We start from the raw sequence: 20,610 nt of genomic DNA, 5'->3' as shown, positions 1-20,610 counted from the left end.
GGGGTCAGCTGGCGAAGGCGGCTTGGACGGTCGTCAGCTCGAATCCTCGGTTCTTGATCGACTGGTGGATTTCGGGGTCCAGGACGATGGCCTGGTCGGAGAGGCGGTATTCCTCGGCCCAGCGGTAGGTGTCGGAGCCGGGGCGGTGGAGGGCGGCCAGTTCGGGGTCGGCGGCGGCGCAGTGGGTGACGAGGAGGTGTACGCCGGGGGTGAGCGCGTCGAGATACGCGAGCATCCACGGCTTCTTGTCCGCGGCGTCGCGGTCGCTCAGGATCTCGATCGACGCGAACCGCGACGACCAGTCCGGCCCGTAGATGAACGGCTTGCCGAGCGCCGTGGACACCTCGTCGTACGCCGACGGCACCGACGATCCCATGTGGAAGTCGAGGTACTCGGGCGTCAGCCCCTCGGCAGCGAACTTCGCCGCCTGCGCGGACAGCTCCTGGACCGCGTCATCGTGGGAAATGCCCGCCGCGGCCTCGGCCACGGTACGGCGGAATGTGCCGTCCTCCCCCACCAGCGACGCCCCGTCCGTCACCGGCCGCCAGCGCAGGTTGTCCCACTCGCACGTCAACGTCTGATGCACGCCCACCGGGATCGAGAACTCCCGCGCCAGGGCCGCGGCCTCGGTGAACCACGGACAGGCCGCCATGGTCGACACCTGTGTCACGATCCCCTCGCGGAACGCCTGCACCGTGCCGGCGTTCACCGCATGACACATCCCGAAGTCGTCCGACTGAACCACCAACCGAACCTCAGCCACAGCCCACTCCTCTCGATCACCGGCACGACGTAATCTACGGTCCCGCGAGCTTGCTGACCTCCGGGGACTGGCTGGTGTGGAACGCGCAGGCGCGGGGGTACGACGCGAGGCAGCCGCGGGTGGTCATCAGGGCGGTGTAGTAGTCGATGTAGCGGAAGCCGTACGTCTCGCCGCGCGCGAAGGCCTGGTGGCGGATGGCGTTCACCCAGAGGTAGAAGGCCTCGTCGGGGATCGGGACGTACAGCGACGGCGTGAAGCCCTCCATGTCCTCCCAGTTCTCGGCGTGCAGGAACGAGCGGACACCGTGCCGGGGCAGCTCGGCCACCTTCGCGGCGAGTTCCGGGTACGCCGTGATCGCCGGGAAGTCGTCGTCGGCCGAGAGCGGCAGGCCGGCCAGGAAACGGGCGCGCTCGGCGAGCACCGCGGTGTGTTCGTGGTCGCGGTGGATGGAGTGTTTCCAGTGCGTGATGATCGTGTCGGGCTGCTTCTCGCGGATGAGCTGGGCCAGCTGCAGCGCCACGTCGTCGGTCGACGGCAGGAACCCGTCGCTGTGCTCGAGCACCGTGAAGTCCGCGCCGATCGCCTCCGCGAACGCCGTACCCTCCGCGATCTTCTGCGTCTTGTACTCCGCCGGAGTCATCCGCGGGTGACCGCGCTCGCCCGGCGTCAGCGCGACGATCGTCGCCGACGCGCCCTCGAGCACGAGCTTGGCCAGGGTCGGCCCGGCGGTCAGGTCCATGTCGCCGATGTGCGCCCCGACGGCGAGCACTGTTCTGGTCACAAGGGTCTCCTCACTTCAGGCCGCTGAGTACGACGCCACGCACGTAGTACTTCTGGAACAGCAGGAACACGACCAGCACCGGCAGCGTGCTGATCACCAGGCCGGCCATCACGATCGGCATCGTGCGGTCCGGGTCGAGGAAGCTCTGCAGCAACTGGATGCCGACCGGCAGCGTCTGCAACGAGGGGTCCGAGGACGAGACCAGCAGCGTCCAGATGTACTCGTTCCAGGTGCCGATGAACGTGATCAGGCCGAGTGTGATCGCGACCGGCTTGGTCTGCGGCAGCACGATCAGCCGCCACGTCTGCCACTGGTTCGCGCCGTCGATCTTGGCCGCCTCGAGCATCTCGTCGGGCAACGAGACCATGAACTGGCGCATCAGGAAGATCCCGAAGCCGGACACCGTGAACGGCAGGATCAGCGCGAGCAGGCTGGTGGTCAGGCCGCCGTCGCCACCGCGGCCGAGGATGTCGTTGCCGCCGGCCAACGGCCAGTTCAGCATGATCAGGAACGTCGGGATCAGCAGCAGGAACGGCGGCAGCATCATGGTCGCGAGGATGAACCGGAAGATCACCGCGCGGCCGCGGAACCGCAGCTTGGCCAGTGCGTACCCGGCCAGCGCCGACGTGATCAGCACCGACACCGTCACGCTGACCGTGACGATCACGCTGTTGCGGAACAGCCGGGGCAGCTCCAGCTGTGAGAACGCCTCGCGGTAGTTGTCCAGGCCGAACGACGACGGCAGCAGCCGGTACGGGATCACGCCGTACTCGCCCGGGCCCTTGAACGAGCTCATCACCATGTCGAGGAACGGCATCACCATCGCGACGCCGCCCAGCACCACCACCAGGTACGCGAACCACGGGAACCTGCCGCGCCGCTTCACGAGGTCTCCTCTCCGCGCCGCCGGGCGATCCACAGCTGCAGCAGCGTGATCGCCAGGATGATCACGAACAACACCATCGCCATCGCGCTGGCCGTCCCCCAGGCGCCGTACTTGAAGGCCCGCTGGTACATCTCGAACGCCGCGACGTTGGTCGCGTTCACCGGCCCGCCGTCGCCGGTCATCACGATGATCAGCGCGAACGACTGCAGCCCGCCGATGAACTGCGTGATCAGCACGAACAGCAACGCCGGCCGGAGCAGCGGCAGGGTGATCGACCAGAACAGGTGCCACGCGTTCGCGCCGTCCACCTCGGCCGCCTCGTAGTACATCTCCGGGATCGCCTTCAGCCCCGCGGTCAGGATCAGCACGGCGCCGCCGATCGAGGCCCACGCGTGGACGACGGTCACCGACGGCAGTGCGTACGAGGCGTCGGACAGGAACCCGACGCTGTTCACGCCGAGCTTGTTCAGGACGCCGTTGATCAGCCCGGCCGGCTGGTACATCATCTTCCACACGTTGCCGATGGCTACGACCGTGGCGACGACCGGCAGGAAGTACAGCACCCGCCAGAACCCTTGGAACGCCAGCCGGTCGATGCAGTAGGCCACCAGCACCGACCCGAACGTCGCCAGGAACACCGAGCCGAACGCGAACAGCAGCGTGTTCACCAGGATCGGCTTGACGAAGGTTCCGTCGAAGCTCAGCACCTCGCGGAAGTTCCCGATCCCGGACCATTTCAGCGTGCCGAGGTCGAACCCGCCCCAGTCCGAGAACGCGAGCACGATCGCGAAGATGAACGGGAGGATCAGGAACACGCAGAAGAACAGCAGCGCCGGCGCGAGGAAGAGGTACGCGGCCCGTCCCTCGCGATGCAGCTTGCCGAGCCGCCGGGCCGGCGCCGCGACGGCACCGACCCTGCTGACCGCGGTCGTCATTGCGGTTTGACCGCCTTGGCGGCCTGCGCCAGCGCGTCGTCCGGGCTCTTGCCGTCGGCGAGCACACCCATGAGCGCGTTGTGCAGCGCGGTCTTCGCCTCGTACGCACCCGGCTGGTTCGGCTCGGCCATCGCGTACGTCGCGGCGTCGTAGATCGGCGCCAGGTTCGGGTCGGACAGCGACTTCTTGTACTCCGCCTGGTCGGCAGTCCGCGGCGGGATCAGGCCCTGGTCGGCCAGCCACTTGCCGGTCTCCGTGACGTTACCCTCGGCCGCCTTGTGCTCGTTCATCCAGGTGAGGAACTTCCACGCCTCGTCCGCGTGCTTGCTGCGCTGGTTCACGCCCATGAAGAAGCCGTACGCCAGCGAGCCCTTGCTGCCCGGCGTCGGGCCGGGGATCGCGGTCACCCCGACATCGGTGCCGTACTTGTCCTTCATCTGGGTCTTCAGGCTGCCGATCCACCAGCCGGCCTGGATCGCCATCGCCACCCCGCCGCTGCGGAACTGCTTGGTCGGCATGATCGAGGGGTTGGTCGCCTTCGCGGCGGCCAGGTCGGCCTCGAACTTCAGCGCCGCCTTGCCCTCGGCATTGTCGAACCGCGGCGTACCGTCCGGGCCGAGGAACTTCCCGCCGGCCGCGTCGAGCAGCGACAGGAACGGATGCACCGACTTGTTGTCGCCGTCCTGGATCAGGCTCAGGCCTTCGACCTGAATGTTGCCTTTAGCATCACGCTTGACGGTCTTACGGGCCGCGTCGGCGAGCTCGGCCCAGGTCGTCGGCGGTTTGGCGACACCGGCCGCGGCAAGGATCTTCTTGTTGTAGAAGAGCACGTAGGTGTTCAGCTCGGTCGGGTAGCCGAGCAACGTGTCGCCGGTGGTGACGGCGCCGAGCGCGGCCGGGCTGTACTCGGCCTTGATCTTCGTGGCGATGTCGTCCGGCACCTTCGCGACGACGTTCGCCTTTATCAGCTGGCCGCCCCACAGGCCGTACGCGCTGACGATGTCGGCGCCGCGACCGCCGGTCTGCCGGACCGTCATCGTGGTCAGCAGGTCGTCGAACTTGACCACCTGCGCCTTCACCTGGACCTTCGGGTTGTCCTTGTTCCATTGCTGGATCATCTTGTCCAGCCCGTCCTTCGACGGGCCGTCGCTGTAGTGGCTCAGCAGTGTCAGCTCGACCTTGTCGCCACTGCCGCCCGAGCCGCTGCCGCCGCCGCCGCAGGCAGCGCCGGTAGCGAGGAGCCCCAGGACAACAGCAAGCCGCAAACCTCTGGCGATGCTCATGTCACTCCTTTCAGCCAGCCGGGTGCAAGGGCGCCCGGAGGATGGTGAACGTGCGGGTGATCTCGAACCCCGTCTTCAGGTACAGCTGTCCGGCGGCGGACTTCTCGCCGGTCCACAGGAACCAGCCGCTGTGCGCGCCGGCGGCGACCATCCGTTCGAGCGTCAGGTGCAGCAGCACCTTCCCGAGCCCGGTGCCGCGGGAGGCCGGCAGGACCCCGAACGGCCCGAACCGGTCGATCACCGCCTCGTACGTCCCGTGCATCGCCCAGCCGAGGATCGCCCGGCCCGGGGCGCGTGCCACCACGATCCGATCGAGTGGCAGACCGGACACGACGCCCTCGCGGATCGCGCGCGCCCAGTCCGGGTTGAACTCCGCGCCGGCGATCGCGATCAGCGCGGTCAGCTCGTCGCCGGACGGTGTGCCGAACGTGTAGCCCTCGGCCGTCAGGGTGTCGATCCGCTCCCGGACGTCGTCCGGAACGGCGTACCCGACGAGGCCGCGGTCCATCGCGACCGCGTCGTACCGGCGCTCGAAGCCCAGTTCGCCGAGCAGCCGGGCGGCCTGTGGGTAGCGCTCCGCGTCGAGACCGGGCAGGAAGTAGTTCGGGGTGTACGACGAGAAGAACACCTCGGACCGGCCCTGCGACCGGAGCCAGTCCATTGCCGCGGACAACAACTCGCGGCCGATGCCCTGCCCCCGGAACGACGGGTGCACGAAGAAGAACGGGATCCAGCCGGACGCCGGCTCCAGGTCGTCGGCGTCGACGGCGATCAGGCGGCGGACGGCGTACGCGGCGCCGACGATCTGATCATTGATCACGGCTACCTGGAGGCCGGCCGCGTCGAAGTTGCGGTCAAGCAGGAACAGGTCCCGAAAGCGCTGGTAGCCGATCGGATCGGCCGGCGCGGCGGCGGTCCACGCGGCGGCGAGCGCCGGCCCGTCACCGACCTGGAACGAACGAATCATGAGGCTCCTCCGTAGAGCAGGACGTCGGGACGCACCCAGCCGGACGGTGTCGTTGCCGCGGGCAAGAGCTCGACCGGGTCGTCGCCCGCCTCCAGCGCCTTCCGCAGCGAGTCCGAACCCCAGAGCTTGTCCAGCGACGGCAGCAGGTCGAAGTCGTCGGGATACAGCTCGTTGAGCACCCGCAGCATCACCAGCGCGGTCCGCACCGGCTCGAATGCGTCCCGGTCCACGACATGCAGCTGTACGCCGGACAGCGCCTGGCCGGCGTACTTGTGGAACACCGGCTCGAACCACGTCCGCCGGAAGATCACGCCGGGCAGCTCGCACGCCCGCAGCGCCGGCACCAGCCGGTCGTCGACGTACGGCGCGCCGATCGTCTCGAACGGCCGCGTCGTACCGCGGCCCTCGCTGAGGTTCGTGCCCTCGAAGAGACCGGTGCCGGGGTAGACCAGGGCCGTGTCGGGCGTCGGCATGTTCGGCGACGGCGGCACCCACGGCTCGACGCCGCGGCTGTCTCGCGTCCAGCCCTCCAGCTCGACGACCGTTGCCTCCCCCAGTTGCCGGGCGAGTTCGCCGGCCGTGAGCCCGTGCCGCAGCGGGATCGGCGCCCGCCCGACGAAGCTCTCGAACCCTGGCTGCAGCATCGGCCCTTCGACGCGAGCTCCCCCGAGCGGGTTCGGCCGGTCGAGCACGACGAACGGCAGACCGAGCCGCGCGGCCGCCTGCTGGCAGTCGTACATCGTCCAGATGTAGGTGTAGAACCGCGTCCCGATGTCCTGGATGTCGAACAGCAGCACGTCGACGCCGGAGAACAGGTCGTCGAGCTCTCGCCCCGTGCGCCGATACGTGTCGAAGACCGGGAGCCCGGTGTCCGGGTCGATGCCCTCGCCTTCGCTCTGACCCGCTTGCGCCGTACCGCGGAGGCCGTGCTCGGGACCGAACAGCGCCGTCAACGGCAGTCCGGCCGCACGCAGCGCCACCGGCGTCGGCGTGAGATCCGGCAGCACGCCGGTGAAGTTCGTGATCAGTCCCAGGCGCCCGTCCGGCACCAGCCCCGGGTCCTCGGCCAGCCGCTGCGCGCCGGTCCGGACCGCCATCGCCACCACACCCAACCCAGATCGTGGATCCTGCAGGAACTGGGTTGAAAACTTACCGACGCAGCCAGCCGAAGGTCAATGGATTACTGACAACCGTTTGCCAGGGTCACGGGAGGAAGGGTGTCAGAGCGGCGAGGAAGTCGTCGAGGCGTTCGGCGTGGACCCAGTGGCCGGCCTCGGGTACCTCGGCGTACTGGACGTGCGGGAAGTACGTCGCGATGGTGGCGCGGTGGTCCTGCTGGACGTAGTCGGACTTGCCGCCGTAGATGAACAGCGTCGGTCCGTCGTAGTGCAGCCCCTCGACCGCGGGCCAGCCGGAGATGGCCGGCAGCGCGGCCTCGATCACCGGCAGGTTCGGCCGCCACCGGGCGCCGTCGGAGTCCAGGATCAGGTTCTGCAGCAGGAACGCCCGGGTCCCCGGCGTCGGTACGGCGTCCGCGAGCTGGGCGTCGACCTCGGCGCGCCGGGTGACCGACGACAGGTCGGCGGTCCGCATCGCTCGCGCGTACTCGACGAACGCCGGCGGGTACGCGACCGGCGCCGCGTCCACGACGACGAGCCGCTCGACCGCGGCCGGGTACCGCAGCGCGGTGAGCATCGCCGTCTTGCCGCCCATCGAGTGCCCGACGAGCGCGACCGGCCCGACCCCGAGCGACTCGATCGTCTCCCGGACGTCGTCGGCCATCTCCGGGTAGCTCATCGTGGCGACGTGCGGCGACGTGCCGTGGTTGCGCAGGTCGAGCGCGAACACCCGGTGCCGGTCCGCGAGCCGGCGCGCGGCGGTCATCCAGTTCCGCCCCGAGCCGAACAGCCCGTGCATCACCACGACCGGCGATCCCGTCTCGCCGTACGCCGTGACCGGAAGCTTCATCCGCACACCTTTCAGCGGCTCCGTTGCCAGCACGCCGTGTGCCAGTGCCGCCGCTCGTCGAGGGACTGCGCACCGCCGAGGGCGCCGAGCAGGCTGGGGTTGTCCGGCCACACGACGACGTGCGGGGTGGCCGGTGGGATCTGCTGGTCGCAGCCCGGGCAGCGGTACGACTTCGCCGACGCGGATCCGGAGACCCGCCGGACGTTCCACTCGCCGTCCGCCTTCGCCTCGCGGGACTGGGTACCACCGAGCAGCGGCCGGTCACTGACCGGCCGCTGCCACTTGGAAGGCTTTCTGCGCGACATAGCCCCTCCAGGCTAGTCGTGTGGCCTAGCTCACCTTGAGGTCGCCTCGAAGTTCCTCGCCGACCTCGTGCATGTGGCGCAACCCCAGGCGGTACGACTCGATCAGGCCGGTCGAGACGTAGGGCATGCCGATGCGTTCGCAGTACGCGCGCACGATCGGCTGGGCGAAGCGGAGGTTGGCGCGCGGCATGCTCGGGAAGAGGTGGTGCTCGATCTGGTAGTTGAGTCCGCCCATCATCCAGTCGGTGACCAGGCCGCCGTTCACGTTGCGCGACGTCAGCACCTGCTTCTCCAGGTGGCCCCAGTTGCTGTCGTCGTCAGGCATCTCCATGCCCTTGTGGTTGGGCGCGAACACACTGCCGAGGTGCAGCCCGAAGACCATGTGGTGGATCAGCGCGAACAGCACCGCCTGGCCGGGCGACATGATCAGGAACAGCGCGCCGAAGTACAGCACCAGGTGCGCCGCCATCAGGCCGAGCTCGACCTTCTCGGTGCGCCGGCGGGCGAGCAGGAAGCGAATGCTCGACACCTTGAGGTTGAAGCCCTCCAGCGTCAGCAGCGGGAAGAAGATCCGGGCCTGGTTGCGGGTCAGCCAGCCCTCGAGCCCCTTGCGGCCCTCGGCCTGCTCGAGCGTCCAGACCAGCACGCCCTCGCCGACGTCCGGATCCTTGCCGGTGTGGTTCGGGTTGGCGTGGTGCCGGTTGTGCTTGTCGTTCCACCAGGCGTAGCTCATGCCGAGCAGGAGATTGCCGTGCAGCATGCCGATCCAGTCGTGCAGCTTGCGCGAGGCGGCGATCTGCTGGTGCCCGGCGTCGTGCCCGAAGAACGCCGCGCGGGTGGTCAGGATGCCCAGCGGGATCGCCAGCAGCAGCACCCACCACGAGGCGCCGATCACCGCGATCACCGCCCAGGTCAGCGCCATCAGCGCCACGTTGATCCCGATCGCCATCGCGTACGCCGCCGCACGGCGCTCCAGCAGGCCGGCGGCCTTGACCTCCCGCAACAGCGGGGAAAAATCGGAGCGGCGGGTCGCAACAGGTGACATGATCGGCTGAGCCATCAGGTCCTCGTCTCGGTAGCGGGGGGAGGCCTAGGCGTACAGCCGCGGCCAGCGTACGGCATCAAGCGTTGTCGGTCGAACGCCCGAAAACATGGGAGTTACTACCCAATTCGCTGGGGGTGACAGCGCCCGGCGGAGAGTGGGCATAACTCCACTGCCGTGGCTCTCACGCTCGGTCATGATGGAGACATGAGCACCACCACCGTCGCCACCACCGCAGCGCCGCCGATGCGCTACCCGAAGCTCGCCCAGCCGTGGATCGCCCTGTTCCTCGCGATCCTGGCCGAGCTCGGGATCGCCTTGTTCGTGCTCAGTGTGGTGTCCGTGCCGCTGATCGCGGTGTGGGTCGGGATCCCGTTACTGCTCGTGGTCGTGCCGGCCGCGCGCTGGTTCGCGAACTGCCACCGCACGATGCTGGCCGGCTTCCTCGGCGAGCGCATCCCCCGGCCGTACAAGAAGCCTCCGATGCCCGGCATGCTGATGCGGCTGCGGACGATCCTGACCGACCCGCAGACCTGGCGGGACATCATCTGGCTGCTCGTCAACGCTGTGATCGGGTTCACGCTGTGCCTGCTCAGCGCCGTCCTGTTCCTGGCCGGGCTGTTCTACCTGGTCTACCCGCTGCTGGTCGGCGTCACTCCCGAGGGCGTCTTCACCGAGCCGTTCGGCGGGCTCGTCACGGTCAACTTCTGGACCAGCTTCCTGGTGATGCCGGTGGCGCTGCTCGCGTTCCTGATCTGGCAGGCCGCCGGTGAGCGGCTGCTGAAGGCGAACGCGTACGTCGCCCGCTCGCTGCTCGGCCCGACCGAGAGCGCCAAGCTGGCGATGCGGGTCCGCGAGCTGGCCGAGTCGCGGGCCGAGACCGTCGACACCCAGGCGGCCGAGCTGCGCCGGATCGAGCGCGACCTGCACGACGGCGCCCAGGCCCGGCTCGCTGCGCTGAGCATGAACCTCGGCATGGCCGAGGAGATGGTGGCGCGGGACCCGGCCCAGGCGGCGGCGCTGCTCACCGAGGCCCGCGAGTCCGCGAGTACGGCGCTGTCCGAGCTGCGCGACCTGGTCCGCGGGATCCATCCGCCGGTGCTCGCCGACCGCGGCCTGGAAGGTGCGGTCAAGGCGCTCGCGCTGACCTGCCCGTTCAAGGTCGACGTGACCTTCGACGTCCCCGGCCGGCCGCCCGCGCCGGTCGAGTCGGCGGCGTACTTCGCGGTCGCCGAGTGCCTGGCGAACGCGGTCAAGTACTCGGCCGCGACGAACGCGTGGGTGCAGATCACCCACGAGGAGGAGAAGCTGCACATGATCGTCGGTGACGACGGCGTGGGAGGCGCGGCGGTCAAGCCCGGCGGCGGTCTGTACGGTATCGAGCGGCGGCTGGCCGCCTTCGACGGTACGTTGACCGTGGTGAGCCCGAGCGCCGGGCCGACCACCGTGATCATGGAGCTGCCTTGCGAGTCCTCATCGCTGAAGACCACGCCCTCCTCCGGGACGGCCTGATCCGCCTGCTGGAGGCGCACGACTTCGAGGTCGTGGAGGCGGTCGACAACGGACCCCGGCTGGTGCCCGCACTCGTGGAGCACCGGCCGGACGTCGCGGTCGTGGACGTCCGGCTGCCGCCGACGTTCACCGACGAGGGTCTGAAGGCCGCCATCGAGGCTCGCACGCAGGTCCCCGGCCTGCCGATCCTGGTGCTCTCGCAGTACGTCGAGCAGCTGTACGCACGGGAGCTGCTCACCGGCGGCGGAGGCGGCGTCGGGTACCTGCTGAAGGACCGCGTGTCGAACGTCGCCGAGTTCCTGGACGCCGTCCGGCGGGTCGCGGGCGGCGGCACCGCGATGGACCCGGACGTGATCGGTCAGCTGCTGGCCCGCAACACCCGCGACGAGCCGATCAGCCGGCTCACCCCGCGCGAGTCCGAGGTCCTCGGCCTGATGGCCGAAGGCCGCTCGAACGCCGCCATCGCCGGCGCCCTGTTCGTCACCGAGAAGGCCGTCAGCAAGCACACCAACAACATCTTCGCCAAGCTCGACCTGCCCCCGTCGGAGGACGACAACCGCCGCGTGATGGCGGTCCTCACCTACCTCTCGTCCCGCTGAGCCGGTACGCCGTCGCTTCGAGCCGAGGACCGTTCGCTACTCGCGGACACCGCGAGCCAAGCGCTTCCGGGTCGCGCCGAGAGCTCGCGCATAGACGTCCCGCTGTGTGGCGAACCTTTCGGTCGAGGCGCAGACGCCGAGCGACCCAGTGGGTTCGTCGCGGACGCGCAGGGCAGTGGCGGCGCATGTCACGCCGATGAGCGCGCGCTGCGGTCCGACGAGGACGCCGCGATGTTCGGTGCTCAGCACCTGACCAAGCGGAGTCAACTCGGCCGACACCGGGACCCTTGGAGCGGCAACTCCCCCGGGCGGCACGATACTGGCCACGTACAACACCCGGTCACGGTCGAGGGCAGCGAAGTGGACCGTTTCGCCGAGCTCGTGGGCAAGCTCGTGCGCAACAGGGACGACCGTGGCGCTGTGCCCGTTCGTCTGCAGCATCGTGCGAGCCAACTCGGCCAACCGCCAGCCGAGCCGGTACCGTCCGCACGCCATGCCCTCCAGCAGGCCGGCGTGCTCCAACTCCCGGAGCAACGCGTGCGCGCTCGACTTCGCCACGCCGATCTCGGCGGCGACTTCGGTGGGGCCCCAGTGGGGCCGCTCGACCGAGAAAAGCTCCAGGACCTCGGCGGCCCGGCGAACGCTCAGCATCGACTCATGCTAGCCCTCGCTACGAACGGTCGCTCACACGTCACACCCGGTCGTGGCAGAGCTACCCGAGAGGCAATGGACACCGATTGAGCCCCGACGCGTTCGGCTCTGCCGAACGGTCCTTGGCCGAGAGCGCCGTTCGCACGCATCGTCAACCAATGATCCTTACCCCACTCCGCGACCGATGCCCGCCCGTGCTGCCGCACGCACCGCAACGAGTGGTGCGGAGGAGCCATGACCACTGACATCGACCAAGCGTTGTCTCCCGTCCCGCTGATGCAACTGGCAACCGGCTTCTGGGCGTTCAAGACACTCGCCGCGGCCCATGAGCTCGATCTGTTCTCGCGTCTGTCCGGCACGGCCGGCACCACGACCGAAGAGCTGGCGGAGGCGCTCGCAATCGAGGCGCGGCCGGCGGAGATGCTGCTCACCGGGTGCGCCGCACTCGGGCTGCTCGAGAAGAACGACGGCCGCTACCTCAACAGCGCGCTTTCCGAGGAGTTCCTGGTCCGCGGCAGTACTTACTACTTCGGCGGCTTCGTGCAGATGCTCGACGAGCGACTCTACGCCGGGTGGGCCAGGCTGACCGAGGCGATCCGCACGAACCGCCCGACCACCTGGGACCCGGACCGGCAGCACTCGGTGTTCGACGGCGAGGATCCGCACCTGCTCGCGGTCTTCTGGGAGGCGATGCACTCGCTGTCGACCTTCACCGCCCGGGCGCTGGGCCGAACCGTCGATCTGCGCGGTTCGCGCCGGTTGCTCGACGTCGGAGGCGGCTCCGCGGCGTTCGACATCGAACTGTGCCGGCTCTACCCGACCCTGACCGCGACGGTCTACGACTTGCCGAAGGTCGCAGCCATCGCGGCCGGGAAGGTCGAGGAGGCGGGACTGTCGGCCCGGATCGACACGGTGGCCGGTGATTTCTTCGACGATTCCGCGTTGCCCGGCGGGCACGACACGATCCTGCTGTCGATGATCCTGCACGACTGGGCGGAGGACCGCGCCCGCGCGATCCTCCACAAATGCTGGACGGCGCTGCCGAGCGGTGGCCGGCTGATCATCGCCGAACTGCTGGTCAACGACGAGCGGACCGGCCCTCCACCGGCGGCACTGATGAGCCTCAACATGCTCGTCGAGACCGAGGGCCGCAACTACACACCCCGCGAGTATCGCGCCTGGCTCGACAACCTGGGCTTCCAGGACATCGGCACGGTCTGGTTCGAGGCGGCGGGGGCGAACGGCGCCGTGATCGCCCGGAAGCCGCCCTCATCGACCTAGGCTCTCCTCCGAAACGCGGTGGGGCTGGATCCGGTGTGCCGGCGGAAGCGGGTCGAGAAGTAGAGCGGGTCGGCGTACCCGACCTGCGACGCGATCGACGCGACGGGGCGGCTGGTGAGTTCGAGGAGGCGGGCGGCCGCGTCGAGGCGGCGGCGTTCGACGAACTGCTGCGGGCCGACGCCGAGCTGCTCGCGGAACAGGTGCGCGAACCGCGACACCGACAGATTGACCGCACGCGCCAGGCGCGGAACGTCCAGTGAAGCGGTCAGGTCCTGGTCGATCAGCTCGATGGCGCGCAGCAGCCGGTCGTCGATCTGGACGGCCTTCGGGTTCTGGGTGTCGCACCACAGCAGGGCCGCCTCCAGCGCGTTGGCGCTCAGCTGCTCGGCCTGCGGGAGCACGCTGCGCTGATGCCGTACGGCGTCGCGAAGGTGGTCGGCGACGCGCTCGAAGGCCGGTCCGGCCGGGTGCAGCTGAACGGTGCCCGGGGCAACTTCCGGCCAGTCGAGCAGCGGCAGCCAGTCGGGCTTCGGGTGCATGTGCGCATACAGGAAATGCCACCGGTCGCCGACCGTGGCGTAGTCGTGCAGGGTGCCGGGGCGAACCAGCGTCACGCTGCCCGGAGCGGCCGCGATCTGACCGAATCGTCCCTGGCCGTCCAGTGTCTGGACCAGCAGCCAGTCGGTCGTCCCGCGCCGCCGATACGTCGCGTACTCAGGGCCTTCGTCGAACTCACCGGTCACCAGCCGGCGCACCACCGGATGCGGTGACTCAGCAGGATGTCGAAGGTTCACAGCTCAATAGGCTATCGCTGACCGCGACCCGCCCGCCGCATCCTGGACAACATGACCCAGACAGTCGTGGACATCTACCGGCGGGACGGCATCGTCCAGGTCCCCCAGGTGCTCGAACCCGCCGAGGTCGAGCGGATCAAGTCGGTCTTCATGGAACAGGTCGCGGTGGACCACTCGCTCGCGATCGACGACGGCGTGCCGGACGACGACCCGCTCGCGAAGTTCCCGCGGTTCGTGCACCCGCACCGGGCGGACGGCACCGAGGCCGGGAAGCTCTCGATGGAGCTGATGCTCGACAGCCGGATCCTCGATGTCGTGCAGGCCCTGATCGGTCCCGCGCTCGGCGCCCAGTCGATGTTCTACTTCAAGCCGCCGGGCGCCCGCGGACAGGCGCTGCACCAGGACAACACGTTCCTGCGCGCGGATCCGGAGACGTGCCTCGCGGCCTGGATCGCGATCGACGACGTAGACGCGGACAACGGCGGGCTCGCGGTCGTGCCCGGCTCGCACAAGACCGAGCTGGTCTGCCCGGAACCGGCCGACCTGACCGAGTCGTTCACCAGCGTCGAGGTGCCGATCCCCGACGGCCTCAGCAGGGTGCAGACCCGGATGCAAGCCGGCGACGTCCTGTTCTTCCACGGCAGCGTCGTCCACGGCTCCCGCCCGAACTCCACCGCGGACCGCTTCCGCCGCTCGCTGATCTTCCACTACATCCCCGAGGACAGCGTCGAGATCGCCGCCTTCTACAACCCGCTGGTCCGCCCCGACCGCCGCGAGACCATCCTCCCCGAAGCCATCGGCGGCGGCCCCTGCGGCGACTATGCCCAGGCCGAGCCGTAAACCCGTCGCCGCAGTACGCGAGGACCGCGGTCTACACGACGATCACAGTCAGCAGCTCAACGGTCCAGCGTGTGCCCGGGCCCTGACCGAGCAGAGCCCGGACCGCGTGACCCGCTGGCGGTGTTCGGCGCGGCGATGGTGCTCGGGGCGGCCAGGCCTGTGGTGGTGAATCTGCGGAGGTCGCTGACCTGCTGGTCGAGGCGGTTCGGGAGGACCAGCGCGCGGGGCCGGGGCTCTCCGCGGGCCTCGTGCTGCTCCTTCGCGGCCCGGACCTCGGCGATGACGAGGGCGGCCAGGGCGTCGCCGCGGTCGAGTAGCGGCACCGCGGTCGCGAGGAACTGCTCGTGTTCGGCAGGCGTCGGCGGACGGTTGCGCTCAGCAAGGATCTCCTGCTTGACCAGCCACGGCTCCGGCATCCGCCCGTCCTCGCCGCGGTGAGTCTCGTAGCAGACGAACCCGTCGCGGTCGACGACGTACAGGTCATCGACGTACGCCAGGGACTCCAGCTCCTGAGCGGTGTCCGGCACCAGCCGGTAGGCCAGGTCTCCGAGCTCTGGCCGCACCCACCGGCCGATTCCAGTGTCGTCGAGCGCCTGCTGGAACCTGCTCGCACGGCCGAGCCGGCAGTTGGCTTCGTGTGTCGTGACGTACACGAGCGCGACGCGGTAGCCGACGGCGCGGAAGCCGTCCACCCAGTTCGTGGCCAGCGGCACCCGGTGCAGCGGGGCGCTGGCGATCACGTCGTACTGCGGCTCGCCGCGGCGGAGATGTTCGAGGCAGCGCACCATCATGCCGCGCGGGAGGTTGCGGGCGATCTCGTCGGCGCCGCCCATCCCCCGGGACCGCATGATCGCGTCGTACCGGGGGTGCGCGGTGATGTCGTCGTCGAAGTCGTACACCGCGACGGACCGCGCGCCGAGCGACGTCTGCAGCAGCCACTGCGTGGTCGACTTGCCCGACCCCGGCGGCCCGCCGATCAGCACCACCAGCGGACGCTGACCTGGGGCCCGCACCGGCGGCTCGTCCGGAGTGATCTGCGCGAGCCGACGGGCGAGCACCGCCTGCGCCTCGCCCAACGTCAGGTCGAGGCGCGCGCTCGCGATCATCGGTCGAGCTCGGCGCGCAACCGGGTCAGCAGCTCCGGGTAGGTGCTGATGACGGTACGCCGTTCCGCTGGCGGCATGGTGTCGATGCGCCGGAGCTCGGCGTCGTGGCCGACGAGCCGCTCGGACAGTTCGGCCCGGCGACCCGGGTCGGTGGCCTGCGCGACCAGCGCGTTGTAGCACGAGGCCACGCTCTGGACGAGATTGCGGACGCGCTCCCGCTCGACGCGCTCCGCATCGCTCAACGGCTCGACGGGCCGCCCGCCGAGCGCCTCGGAGATGTGCTTCGCGGGTTCGTCCGGCATGCGGTGATGCTACAGCGGCTCAGTTGCTGTAGTCGCGGAAACCGCGGCCCGTCTTGCGGCCGAGGTACCCGGCGGTGACCAGGTGCTCGAGCAGCGGCGCCGGGGCGAAGCCGGGCTCGCGGAACTCCATGTAGAGCGTCCGCTGGATGGCCAGCGAGACATCCAGGCCGACCACGTCGAGCAGGGCGAACGGACCCATCGGGAGGCGGCAGCCGAGCTTCATCGCCGCGTCGATGTCGTCGACACCGGCGTAGTGCGCCTCGAGCATCCGGACCGCGTCGTTCAGGTACGGGAACAGCAGCGCGTTCACGATGAACCCGGCCCGGTCGCCGCACCGCACCGGATGCTTGCCGGCGGCAACGGCTACGGCGGCCACCGTGTCAGCGACGTCGGCGGAGGTGCTCACCGTGCTGACGACCTCGACCAGCTGCATCACCGGCGCCGGGTTGAAGAAGTGCAGCCCGACCACGTCACCCGGCCGCTTGGTCGCCATCGCCAGGTCGATCACCGGCAGCGACGAGGTCGTGGTGGCCAGGATCGCGCCCGGCTTGCAGATCTCGTCGAACGTCTCGAACAGCGCCTGCTTGACGCTGAGCTCCTCGACGACGGCCTCGATCACCAGGTCGGCGCCCGCGAGGTCGTCGAGCTTCGCCGTGCCGGTCACCCGGCGCAGCGCCGCGTCCCGCTCCTCGGCGGACAGCTTGCCGCGCTGCACGCCCTTCTCCAGCGAGCGCTCCAGCACACCGCGGACGCGGTCGACCTTCTCGGTGCCGCGGGCGACGTACAAGACGTCGTACCCAGCCTTGGCCAGGACCTCGACGATGCCGACCGCCATCGTGCCGGAGCCGACCACGCCGACCTGCTTGACCGGCCGGACGGCGATCTCGTCACCGTTGCGGTGCGGGGTGTGCTCGTCGTCCACCACGACCGGCGAGTCCGGCGCCTCGTAGGTGTAGAAGCCGCGTCCGGTCTTCCGGCCGAGCAGCCCGGCGGTGACCATCTGCTTGAGGATCGGCGCCGGCGCGTGCAGCCGGTTGCGGCCCTGCTTGTACATCGTGTCGAGAATCTCGTACGCCGTGTCGAGGCCGATCAGGTCGAGCAGCGCCAGCGGGCCCATCGGGTACCCGCAGCCGAGCCGCATCGCCGCGTCGACGTCCTCGCGGGTGGCGTAGCGGGACTCGACCATCGACACCGCGTGGTTCAGGTACCCGAACAGCAGCGCGTTGGCGATGAACCCGGCCCGGTCGGCGGCGACCACCGGCACCTTGTCGAGCCGGCGGGCCAGCGCCTGCACGTCCTCGACCACGTCCGGCTCGGTGACCACGGTCTTGATCACCTCGACGAACTCCTGCACCGGCGCCGGGTTGAAGAAGTGCATGCCGACGACGCGCCGCGGGCGCTGGGTGGCGACGGAGATCTCGGTGACCGACAACGACGAGGTGTTGGTCGCCAGGATCGCGTCCTCGCGGACGATCTTGTCCAGCGCGGCGAAGATCTCGCGCTTCAGCTCGAGCCGCTCGACGACGGCCTCGATCACCAGGTCGCAGCCGGCCAGCGCCTCCAGCGAGGTGGCGAACGTGACCCGGTCGAACAGCGCCTGCTGGTCCTCGACCGACAGCTTGCCGCGCTTCACGGCCCGGTCGGTCGAGTGCTGGATGTGCCCACGGCCGCGCTCGACGGCCTCCTCGTCGCGCTCGACACCGACCACCGTCAGGCCGTTGCGCGCGAACACCTCGGCGATCCCGGCGCCCATCGTGCCGAGACCCACCACACCAACCGTCGTCAATTCCCGAGCCATGCTCTGCACTATGCCAGTCCGGGTACTGGTCCGCCCATGAGTTGCGTCACCGGCGAGGTCAACCTCACACACCCTCGTCGATGACGACCGGGGTCTCCATCCAGCCTTCGAGCAGCCACCGCGGGTCGGGCGCGCCCTCCAGTGCGGCCGCAACGGGTCGTGGCCGGAGGTCCCGCGCAACGAGGTCGGTCACCGGCATCCACACGGCGCGGTAACTCCCCCGCTCCGAGTCGGCCGCGCTTGCCATCTCCGGACCGTCGCCGGTCCCGAACTCGCCGCCGATCACGTCGGCGACGAAGTAGTGCTGCGTGCTGTCGCCGAAGTGCACGACCGCGACCGCCGCCCGGATCTTCACCAGCAGGCCGAGCTCCTCCTGCACCTCCCGGCGCGCGGCCTCCGCGGGACTCTCCCCGTCCTCCACCTGACCGCCGGGCAGCACGTGGTACGTCCGGCCGCCGCGGACCCGCTCGATCGCCGCGATCCCGTGCTCGCTCAGCAGCACGACGCCGGCGCGGATCACGCCCGCACCGCCAGGATCTGCAGCCAGGTTCCGATGCGGGAGTCGCCGCGCTCCAGTCGCCGGACGGACCATCCGGTCGCGGCCAGCAGATCGCGCAGCGGGGCTTCCTGCCACAGGACGAAGTGGCGCGGCAGGTCGAGGTGCCGGTTCGACCACTCCTCCCCCTTGCCCTCCCGGGTGGCGAAGGCGAGCACCGGCGCGGCGCGGGCCGCCTTCCGCAGTACGCCGTCCAGCTGGGCGCGGTCGAAGTGCAGGAACACCGCGCTCGCGTACACCGCGTCGTACGGGCCGCCGTAGTCGTCGGTGATCGCGTTCAGCCGGTCGGCGGCGTACCCGTCGGACCGCATCATCTCCACGAACGCCTGGGTCGCGTCGGTGCGCCGTACGACGTACCCGCGGCTCTCCAGCTCGATCGCGTCCTTGCCGGTGCCGCTGCCGAGCTCGAGCAGACGTCCGCCCGGAGCCACGCAATCGGCGAGCAGGTCGATCAGGAGGTTGTTGGCGTCGGTCGGGATCGAGTCGCGGAACTTGCCGGCGGCCTGCTCGTACGACGCCAGCGTCACCTCGTTGTCGGAGGCGATCCGCGTCCAGCCGTCGCCGGTGTGCTCGACGATCGCGGGGAGCCGGAGGCCGAGGTCCAGCCCGAGCACGACCACGGTCTCGCCGCGGTGCAGATCGGCGATCGACTGCAGCTCGGCGTCCGGGCGCTGGGTCAGCTCCGGGACGACGGTCAGCCTGACACCGAGGCGATCGGCCAGCCGGGCGCCGGCGGCCGCCTCGAACGGGCCGGCGTACACCAGGGCGACCCGCTCGCCGACCGCCGCGTCCTGGACGTCACCGGGCAGCAGCAGGATCCGGGCGGGACACATCAGGTTCATCTACCGACGTACTCCAAGGCCTCGGCGGCGTACTCCGGCCAGACGGCCGACTGATCCAGAGGGATCCTTACCCACTCCTTCATCGGTCGACCCATCCCTGGGTCGAACTGCTCCACACCGGGCAGATCGAGCGCCTGCGCGCGCGGCTCCGGCGGGAGCTTGAAGGTCATCCCGTCGCCGTACATCCCGGCGAGCACCTTCTTGCCGATCTTCAGGCACGGCATACCGAACATGCTGCCCCGGACCACGCCGGCTGCCTCCAGCCCGGCCGCGACATCCTCGTACGCCGCGACCGCCGCGTCACTCACTTTCGGCATCATGGTCACCACCTTCCCACTCCCCGCACCCGGTGCACTACGGTGCTTTGTCGTGCGCTTGGTGATTGCTACGTGTTCTGTTGACTACTCGGGGCGGCTGACGGCTCATCTGCCGATGGCGCCCCGGTTGCTGATGGTGAAGGCGGACGGGTCCGTGCTGATCCACGCCGACGGCGGGTCGTACAAGCCGCTGAACTGGATGTCGCCACCGTGCAAGTTGACGGAGGAGGACGGCGTCTGGAGCGTCACCAACAAGGCCGGCGAGGAGCTCCGGATCACCCTCCAGGGGGTGCACAGCGACACGGCGTACGAGCTCGGGACCGACCCCGGCCTGATCAAGGACGGCGTCGAGGCGCACCTGCAGGAACTGCTCGCCGAGCACGTGCACACCTTCGGCGAGGGCTGGACGCTGGTCCGCCGGGAGTACCCGACCGCGATCGGCCCGGTCGACCTGCTGCTCCGCGACGCCGACGGCAAGCACGTCGCGGTCGAGATCAAGCGCCGCGGCGAGATCGACGGCGTCGAGCAGCTCACCCGGTACATCGAACTCCTGAACCGCGACCCGCTGCTCGCGCCGGTCCGCGGCATCTTCGCCGCCCAGCTGATCAAGCCGCAGGCCCAGTTCCTGGCCACCGACCGCGGCCTGGAGTGCCTGACCGTCGACTACGACGCCCTGCGCGGCATGGAGTCCGACGTACTCCGTCTCTTCTAGCTCCTGACAAAGCAGGGAATTTGCCCGATTTCGGGCAGATGCTTTGCGTTGACCCCGGAAAGACTGCATGGTTGACGGGTGATCAGTGAGGCGGCCGTGGAGCCGGTCGACGAGCTGGCCGAGCAGGTCAGCCGGACGACGGGACTGTCGGCGGATGTCGCGCGGCGGGTGGTCGCCGACGTACTGGCCTATTTCACCGAGACGACCGAGGAGTACGTCCGGCGCCGGCACCGTGAGCTGCAGACCTACGGCGCCCGCAACGACGAGATCTTCGCGCGCCTCGGCGCCGAGCTCCGGCACTGGCCGGTCCGCTCGCCCGAACTCTCCGCCCGGCAGCTGCGACGGATCGTCTACGGCTGACCGGGCCGCT

The 20,610-nt window shown here is 69.5% G+C and carries 24 protein-coding genes; 6 read left to right on the top strand and 18 right to left on the bottom strand.

Translation table 11 applies throughout. The features are described 5' to 3' along the window. Positions 1-4: 4 nt before the first annotated feature. The 10 genes from AB0I12_RS17330 to AB0I12_RS17285 all read right to left on the bottom strand — a co-directional run bounded on the left by AB0I12_RS17330 (position 5) and on the right by AB0I12_RS17285 (position 8,948). Positions 5-763: a ChbG/HpnK family deacetylase gene (locus tag AB0I12_RS17330; protein ID WP_359930206.1), complete on the bottom strand. Its 759-nt coding sequence runs from the start codon at positions 761-763 to the stop codon at positions 5-7. Between the two features lie 34 nt (positions 764-797). Next, positions 798-1,544, bottom strand: coding sequence for a PIG-L family deacetylase (locus tag AB0I12_RS17325; RefSeq protein WP_359930204.1), 747 nt, complete (start codon positions 1,542-1,544; stop codon positions 798-800). A 10-nt stretch (positions 1,545-1,554) separates the two neighbouring features. Beyond that, positions 1,555-2,430, bottom strand: a complete 876-nt coding sequence (locus AB0I12_RS17320) for a carbohydrate ABC transporter permease (protein ID WP_359930202.1) — start codon at positions 2,428-2,430, stop codon at positions 1,555-1,557. Then, a complete protein-coding gene (locus AB0I12_RS17315; RefSeq protein WP_359930200.1) occupies positions 2,427-3,365 on the bottom strand; it encodes a sugar ABC transporter permease in 939 nt (312 codons plus the stop codon). The genes AB0I12_RS17320 and AB0I12_RS17315 overlap by 4 nt, the downstream gene beginning before the upstream one ends. Continuing rightward, positions 3,362-4,648 carry an extracellular solute-binding protein gene (locus tag AB0I12_RS17310; protein WP_359930198.1) on the bottom strand — a complete coding sequence of 429 codons (1,287 nt, stop codon included), beginning with the start codon at positions 4,646-4,648 and terminating at the stop codon, positions 3,362-3,364. The genes AB0I12_RS17315 and AB0I12_RS17310 overlap by 4 nt, the downstream gene beginning before the upstream one ends. 10 nt (positions 4,649-4,658) lie before the next feature. Next, positions 4,659-5,615 carry a GNAT family N-acetyltransferase gene (locus AB0I12_RS17305; RefSeq protein WP_359930196.1) on the bottom strand — a complete coding sequence of 319 codons (957 nt, stop codon included), beginning with the start codon at positions 5,613-5,615 and terminating at the stop codon, positions 4,659-4,661. Next, complete coding sequence (locus tag AB0I12_RS17300) at positions 5,612-6,712, bottom strand: DUF1343 domain-containing protein (RefSeq protein ID WP_359930195.1); 1,101 nt, start codon at positions 6,710-6,712, stop codon at positions 5,612-5,614. The genes AB0I12_RS17305 and AB0I12_RS17300 overlap by 4 nt, the downstream gene beginning before the upstream one ends. Positions 6,713-6,818: 106 nt before the next feature. Further along, positions 6,819-7,583 (bottom strand): alpha/beta fold hydrolase, encoded by a 765-nt coding sequence (locus tag AB0I12_RS17295; RefSeq protein ID WP_359930193.1) that lies wholly within the window; start codon positions 7,581-7,583, stop codon positions 6,819-6,821. Positions 7,584-7,594: 11 nt separating this feature from the next. After that, positions 7,595-7,888 (bottom strand): hypothetical protein, encoded by a 294-nt coding sequence (locus AB0I12_RS17290; protein ID WP_350274463.1) that lies wholly within the window; start codon positions 7,886-7,888, stop codon positions 7,595-7,597. A 25-nt stretch (positions 7,889-7,913) separates the two neighbouring features. Further along, the gene (locus tag AB0I12_RS17285) at positions 7,914-8,948 is read right to left on the bottom strand and encodes an acyl-CoA desaturase (RefSeq protein WP_359930192.1); all 1,035 of its coding nucleotides are present in this window, start codon (positions 8,946-8,948) and stop codon (positions 7,914-7,916) included. Between the two features lie 189 nt (positions 8,949-9,137). Between AB0I12_RS17285 and AB0I12_RS17280 the strand changes: the two genes are divergently transcribed. Continuing rightward, positions 9,138-10,442 carry a sensor histidine kinase gene (locus tag AB0I12_RS17280; RefSeq protein ID WP_359930190.1) on the top strand — a complete coding sequence of 435 codons (1,305 nt, stop codon included), beginning with the start codon at positions 9,138-9,140 and terminating at the stop codon, positions 10,440-10,442. Then, the gene (locus tag AB0I12_RS17275) at positions 10,394-11,041 is read left to right on the top strand and encodes a response regulator transcription factor (RefSeq protein ID WP_359930189.1); all 648 of its coding nucleotides are present in this window, start codon (positions 10,394-10,396) and stop codon (positions 11,039-11,041) included. The genes AB0I12_RS17280 and AB0I12_RS17275 overlap by 49 nt, the downstream gene beginning before the upstream one ends. Positions 11,042-11,077: 36 nt before the next feature. Here the strand turns inward: AB0I12_RS17275 and AB0I12_RS17270 are convergent, their stop codons facing one another. Continuing rightward, the gene (locus AB0I12_RS17270; RefSeq protein WP_359930187.1) at positions 11,078-11,692 is read right to left on the bottom strand and encodes a helix-turn-helix domain-containing protein; all 615 of its coding nucleotides are present in this window, start codon (positions 11,690-11,692) and stop codon (positions 11,078-11,080) included. Between the two features lie 234 nt (positions 11,693-11,926). On the opposite strand from AB0I12_RS17270, the gene AB0I12_RS17265 reads away from it, so the two are divergent. Then, positions 11,927-12,973: a methyltransferase gene (locus tag AB0I12_RS17265; RefSeq protein WP_359930186.1), complete on the top strand. Its 1,047-nt coding sequence runs from the start codon at positions 11,927-11,929 to the stop codon at positions 12,971-12,973. On the opposite strand, the gene AB0I12_RS17260 is transcribed toward AB0I12_RS17265, so the two are convergent. Next, positions 12,970-13,767, bottom strand: a complete 798-nt coding sequence (locus AB0I12_RS17260) for a helix-turn-helix domain-containing protein (protein WP_359930184.1) — start codon at positions 13,765-13,767, stop codon at positions 12,970-12,972. The two genes, AB0I12_RS17265 and AB0I12_RS17260, sit on opposite strands and share 4 nt — an antisense overlap. Before the next feature lie 51 nt (positions 13,768-13,818). Here AB0I12_RS17260 and AB0I12_RS17255 point away from each other — a divergent pair, with 51 nt between their 5' ends. Beyond that, entirely contained in the window at positions 13,819-14,607 is a 789-nt protein-coding gene (locus AB0I12_RS17255) for a phytanoyl-CoA dioxygenase family protein (RefSeq protein ID WP_359930182.1), read from the top strand. 56 nt (positions 14,608-14,663) lie between these two features. Here AB0I12_RS17255 and AB0I12_RS17250 read toward each other — a convergent pair whose 3' ends face one another. The 6 genes from AB0I12_RS17250 to AB0I12_RS17225 form a co-directional block, all read right to left on the bottom strand. Beyond that, positions 14,664-15,713 (bottom strand): zeta toxin family protein, encoded by a 1,050-nt coding sequence (locus AB0I12_RS17250; protein WP_359930180.1) that lies wholly within the window; start codon positions 15,711-15,713, stop codon positions 14,664-14,666. Continuing rightward, the gene (locus AB0I12_RS17245) at positions 15,710-16,015 is read right to left on the bottom strand and encodes a hypothetical protein (RefSeq protein WP_359930178.1); all 306 of its coding nucleotides are present in this window, start codon (positions 16,013-16,015) and stop codon (positions 15,710-15,712) included. The genes AB0I12_RS17250 and AB0I12_RS17245 overlap by 4 nt, the downstream gene beginning before the upstream one ends. A 19-nt stretch (positions 16,016-16,034) precedes the next feature. Continuing rightward, a complete protein-coding gene (locus tag AB0I12_RS17240) occupies positions 16,035-17,813 on the bottom strand; it encodes a 3-hydroxybutyryl-CoA dehydrogenase (protein ID WP_359930177.1) in 1,779 nt (592 codons plus the stop codon). Positions 17,814-17,877: 64 nt separating this feature from the next. Next, positions 17,878-18,333 carry an NUDIX domain-containing protein gene (locus AB0I12_RS17235; RefSeq protein WP_359930175.1) on the bottom strand — a complete coding sequence of 152 codons (456 nt, stop codon included), beginning with the start codon at positions 18,331-18,333 and terminating at the stop codon, positions 17,878-17,880. Further along, positions 18,330-19,211: a class I SAM-dependent methyltransferase gene (locus AB0I12_RS17230; protein ID WP_359930173.1), complete on the bottom strand. Its 882-nt coding sequence runs from the start codon at positions 19,209-19,211 to the stop codon at positions 18,330-18,332. The genes AB0I12_RS17235 and AB0I12_RS17230 overlap by 4 nt, the downstream gene beginning before the upstream one ends. Beyond that, complete coding sequence (locus tag AB0I12_RS17225; RefSeq protein ID WP_359930171.1) at positions 19,208-19,531, bottom strand: hypothetical protein; 324 nt, start codon at positions 19,529-19,531, stop codon at positions 19,208-19,210. The genes AB0I12_RS17230 and AB0I12_RS17225 overlap by 4 nt, the downstream gene beginning before the upstream one ends. Positions 19,532-19,580: 49 nt before the next feature. Here AB0I12_RS17225 and nucS point away from each other — a divergent pair, with 49 nt between their 5' ends. Continuing rightward, entirely contained in the window at positions 19,581-20,240 is a 660-nt protein-coding gene (nucS, locus tag AB0I12_RS17220; RefSeq protein WP_359930170.1) for an endonuclease NucS, read from the top strand. 81 nt (positions 20,241-20,321) lie between these two features. Next, a complete protein-coding gene (locus AB0I12_RS17215; RefSeq protein WP_359930894.1) occupies positions 20,322-20,600 on the top strand; it encodes a hypothetical protein in 279 nt (92 codons plus the stop codon). Positions 20,601-20,610: the final 10 nt, after the last annotated feature.

It is taken from the genome of Kribbella sp. NPDC050459, assembly GCF_040655315.1.
Taxonomy (GTDB): domain Bacteria; phylum Actinomycetota; class Actinomycetes; order Propionibacteriales; family Kribbellaceae; genus Kribbella.
Note: the sequence above shows the minus strand (reverse complement) of the source record. Positions and strands in the feature narration are given on the sequence as shown.

Excerpts from the sequence above, each read along its gene's own strand:
- AB0I12_RS17240 (WP_359930177.1), bottom strand. The coding sequence starts at position 17,813 with ATGGCTCGGGAATTGACGACGGTTGGTGTGGTGGGTCTCGGCACGATG.
- AB0I12_RS17250 (WP_359930180.1), bottom strand. The coding sequence starts at position 15,713 with ATGATCGCGAGCGCGCGCCTCGACCTGACGTTGGGCGAGGCGCAGGCG.
- AB0I12_RS17295 (WP_359930193.1), bottom strand. The coding sequence starts at position 7,583 with ATGAAGCTTCCGGTCACGGCGTACGGCGAGACGGGATCGCCGGTCGTG.
- AB0I12_RS17225 (WP_359930171.1), bottom strand. The coding sequence starts at position 19,531 with ATGATGCCGAAAGTGAGTGACGCGGCGGTCGCGGCGTACGAGGATGTC.
- AB0I12_RS17255 (WP_359930182.1), top strand. The coding sequence starts at position 13,819 with ATGACCCAGACAGTCGTGGACATCTACCGGCGGGACGGCATCGTCCAG.
- AB0I12_RS17285 (WP_359930192.1), bottom strand. The coding sequence starts at position 8,948 with ATGGCTCAGCCGATCATGTCACCTGTTGCGACCCGCCGCTCCGATTTT.
- AB0I12_RS17270 (WP_359930187.1), bottom strand. The coding sequence starts at position 11,692 with ATGCTGAGCGTTCGCCGGGCCGCCGAGGTCCTGGAGCTTTTCTCGGTC.
- AB0I12_RS17245 (WP_359930178.1), bottom strand. The coding sequence starts at position 16,015 with ATGCCGGACGAACCCGCGAAGCACATCTCCGAGGCGCTCGGCGGGCGG.
- AB0I12_RS17290 (WP_350274463.1), bottom strand. The coding sequence starts at position 7,888 with ATGTCGCGCAGAAAGCCTTCCAAGTGGCAGCGGCCGGTCAGTGACCGG.
- AB0I12_RS17310 (WP_359930198.1), bottom strand. The coding sequence starts at position 4,648 with ATGAGCATCGCCAGAGGTTTGCGGCTTGCTGTTGTCCTGGGGCTCCTC.
- AB0I12_RS17265 (WP_359930186.1), top strand. The coding sequence starts at position 11,927 with ATGACCACTGACATCGACCAAGCGTTGTCTCCCGTCCCGCTGATGCAA.
- AB0I12_RS17280 (WP_359930190.1), top strand. The coding sequence starts at position 9,138 with ATGAGCACCACCACCGTCGCCACCACCGCAGCGCCGCCGATGCGCTAC.
- AB0I12_RS17315 (WP_359930200.1), bottom strand. The coding sequence starts at position 3,365 with ATGACGACCGCGGTCAGCAGGGTCGGTGCCGTCGCGGCGCCGGCCCGG.
- AB0I12_RS17305 (WP_359930196.1), bottom strand. The coding sequence starts at position 5,615 with ATGATTCGTTCGTTCCAGGTCGGTGACGGGCCGGCGCTCGCCGCCGCG.
- AB0I12_RS17230 (WP_359930173.1), bottom strand. The coding sequence starts at position 19,211 with ATGAACCTGATGTGTCCCGCCCGGATCCTGCTGCTGCCCGGTGACGTC.
- AB0I12_RS17300 (WP_359930195.1), bottom strand. The coding sequence starts at position 6,712 with ATGGCGGTCCGGACCGGCGCGCAGCGGCTGGCCGAGGACCCGGGGCTG.